A 2,083-nucleotide genomic window follows, 5' to 3' on the forward strand; every position below is an offset into this window, starting at 1 on the left:
TTACAAACGTCTTGATACTCTTCTGTAAAACATGACGTGTAATAAAGCGCACGCGTTAAACCCGCTTCTAACGTATCAATCGAATCCGCAACCATCTCTCCCGTGCCCGTTAAAACGCGATCGAACTGGAGCGCCAGAATTTTATTATCCTGTAAATAACCGATGACTTCATCGTCGTAATACATCCTTGCTCCTTGCCGGTTTTCATCATGGCCAATCTATCAACGTGCTGAATACAGGAGTCTTTCAGTATTAACTATGCAGGTAATAATAGGTTCTGGTTTTGGCAAAACAGCCGTGGCGTCTGTTTTTTGAACAGGCCACGTTATATCAACAGATACTCTCTCGCGCTATACAGTGGAGTACTGAAAATGCAGTTAATGAGACTGCCAGGATTTGCTACTGAGAGCACAACAGCATCAACTCGCATAACAATCAGCCACTGTTTTTGCTTGCGCACCAGTTGTAGTAGCTCCCATTTAAACCGGACACTTCATCAATAAGACATAGGCATAGATTTGTGTTTAAGGAGTGTCTTGTGCAAAGAATCGAAGTGATCGCTGGCGAGCAGAAGCTTGTGGGGAAAAAATCGGTATCAGCTCCGCTTTTTAAGGTTATCTCCTTTACGCCTGTTTCAGTAAATAACAAACTTGCTGTTATCTACGGTATCCGCCATTTAAGGGAAACGGGAGTGCGAGAAAAAGTTTTTTTAGCTTGCCGTTTTATTTCTGTGTATCAGGAAATTAGGGAAAGGAAGCAGGGATGAGCAAACGTGAAGACATTCTCGATGGGCGTGAATACAAAAGAAAATATGACTTGATCTATACCGAAGTCCTCTGCTGGATTGACCTTGGTCATGCTCATGGAACGGATATTGTCAGGCTGCTAAAGCAGATTAATGATGGTGAAGTTTCCGGTGCGGAAAGATATGAAGTCAGTTATTCCCAATCTATGAGGGATCCCACTCGTACGATCAATGTCGTTTCGCACGGCCACACCGTGGCGTACTACCGGAGTTTATGCAGGACTGTACGTCTCTGGGATGACTTTCGTTCCGGCATTGTCACTATCATTTCGCATAACGGAAATTACATTGATAAAGCCAAAGGAGGAAACCTGCCTTATGCGTAAACCGGCAAAGGTACTTTCCGTCGTTGTCGTATTTATTACCGGTTTAGTTGCGTTTTCATGGCCGTGGATAAAGATGATATTGGCTGGTAGTGCGCATTATTCAGAGCAAGATAGGCGGGAATATAATTTTTACACCCCGGAAGTGCTGAAAAAAATGCCGCGGATTTCACCTCGCTATAATTTCGTTTTTGCAAATATCACCGGTCCGGCAAAACATGTCTATGCCATAGAGTTTTACGGAACGGAAGATATCGATAAAATTGAAAGATATCTGGCGGCGCTTGGCTATATGCGACAGGGAAACTTTGATATTGATAAGCTCTGCTGGCAGAGTAAAGACGCTTCTGAAACGATCTCAATAACAACCATGAAGAGTGAAAAAGGAGTAGTTGTGCAATATATTATCGATTTTTCATGATAGCCCTGCTCGAAAGGCAATAATGAACGGGCTATACGCTGGAAGCGTTCAAAATCCCAATAATGATTTAGTACAGGCATCAATAAGACTATATCACCTTCTTTCAAACCGCAGATTTTCAGGCACAGGCGCGATCGTTCCAGGTATCGCGGTAGAGTATGTTGCCTTCCGTATATTTCCAGGTAATCGCTTCGTAACGCATTTCGAGGGTTTCCAGATGGGTACTGCTCATACCGCCGGGAGAAAGATGAGGCGAGACCGTGGTGATTTTGACGTTGTCCAGAATGATATTGAAATACTCCGCTTCGATACCTGATTCCAGGATGCGGTACATTTTGATGGTCGCTTGCTTCAATGTTCGGCCTTCGCACACGGTGCGGTATAAGAGAGGAGTGGTCTGGTCGAAATCTTTTACTACCGTGATGGGCCGATGAATGCGTGTACTGGTCAATTTTCCCCAGCTCGGATCGACGGGGATAGTGACGCCGTGGGTAAAAGATTTCAACTCAATCGAGCCTAAACGCAGCGGCATTT

4 protein-coding genes and 1 pseudogene are annotated in these 2,083 nt (G+C 44.4%); 3 read left to right on the forward strand and 2 right to left on the reverse strand.

All coding sequences use genetic code 11. The features are described from left to right. Positions 1–185 (reverse strand): annotated as a pseudogene (locus RW65_RS00065) (hypothetical protein); the annotation flags it as partial. Between the two features lie 353 nt (positions 186–538). On the opposite strand from RW65_RS00065, the gene RW65_RS00070 reads away from it, so the two are divergent. From RW65_RS00070 to RW65_RS00080, 3 genes are read left to right on the forward strand one after another with little or no spacing between them, the layout of a single operon-like run. Then, positions 539–766 carry a hypothetical protein gene (locus tag RW65_RS00070; protein WP_039054646.1) on the forward strand — a complete coding sequence of 76 codons (228 nt, stop codon included), beginning with the start codon at positions 539–541 and terminating at the stop codon, positions 764–766. Then, positions 763–1,131 (forward strand): hypothetical protein, encoded by a 369-nt coding sequence (locus RW65_RS00075; protein WP_039054647.1) that lies wholly within the window; start codon positions 763–765, stop codon positions 1,129–1,131. Before RW65_RS00070 ends, RW65_RS00075 begins: the two co-directional genes overlap by 4 nt. After that, the gene (locus tag RW65_RS00080) at positions 1,124–1,549 is read left to right on the forward strand and encodes a hypothetical protein (protein WP_039054648.1); all 426 of its coding nucleotides are present in this window, start codon (positions 1,124–1,126) and stop codon (positions 1,547–1,549) included. The genes RW65_RS00075 and RW65_RS00080 overlap by 8 nt, the downstream gene beginning before the upstream one ends. A gap of 118 nt (positions 1,550–1,667) precedes the next feature. Here the strand turns inward: RW65_RS00080 and RW65_RS00085 are convergent. After that, positions 1,668–2,083 (reverse strand): Hcp family type VI secretion system effector (locus tag RW65_RS00085; protein ID WP_039054649.1); only part of this gene is annotated, 416 nt, incomplete at its 5' end.

Origin of the sequence: Enterobacter sp. Bisph1 (genome assembly GCF_000814905.1) — a bacterium.
Taxonomy (GTDB): Bacteria; Pseudomonadota; Gammaproteobacteria; order Enterobacterales; family Enterobacteriaceae; genus Kosakonia.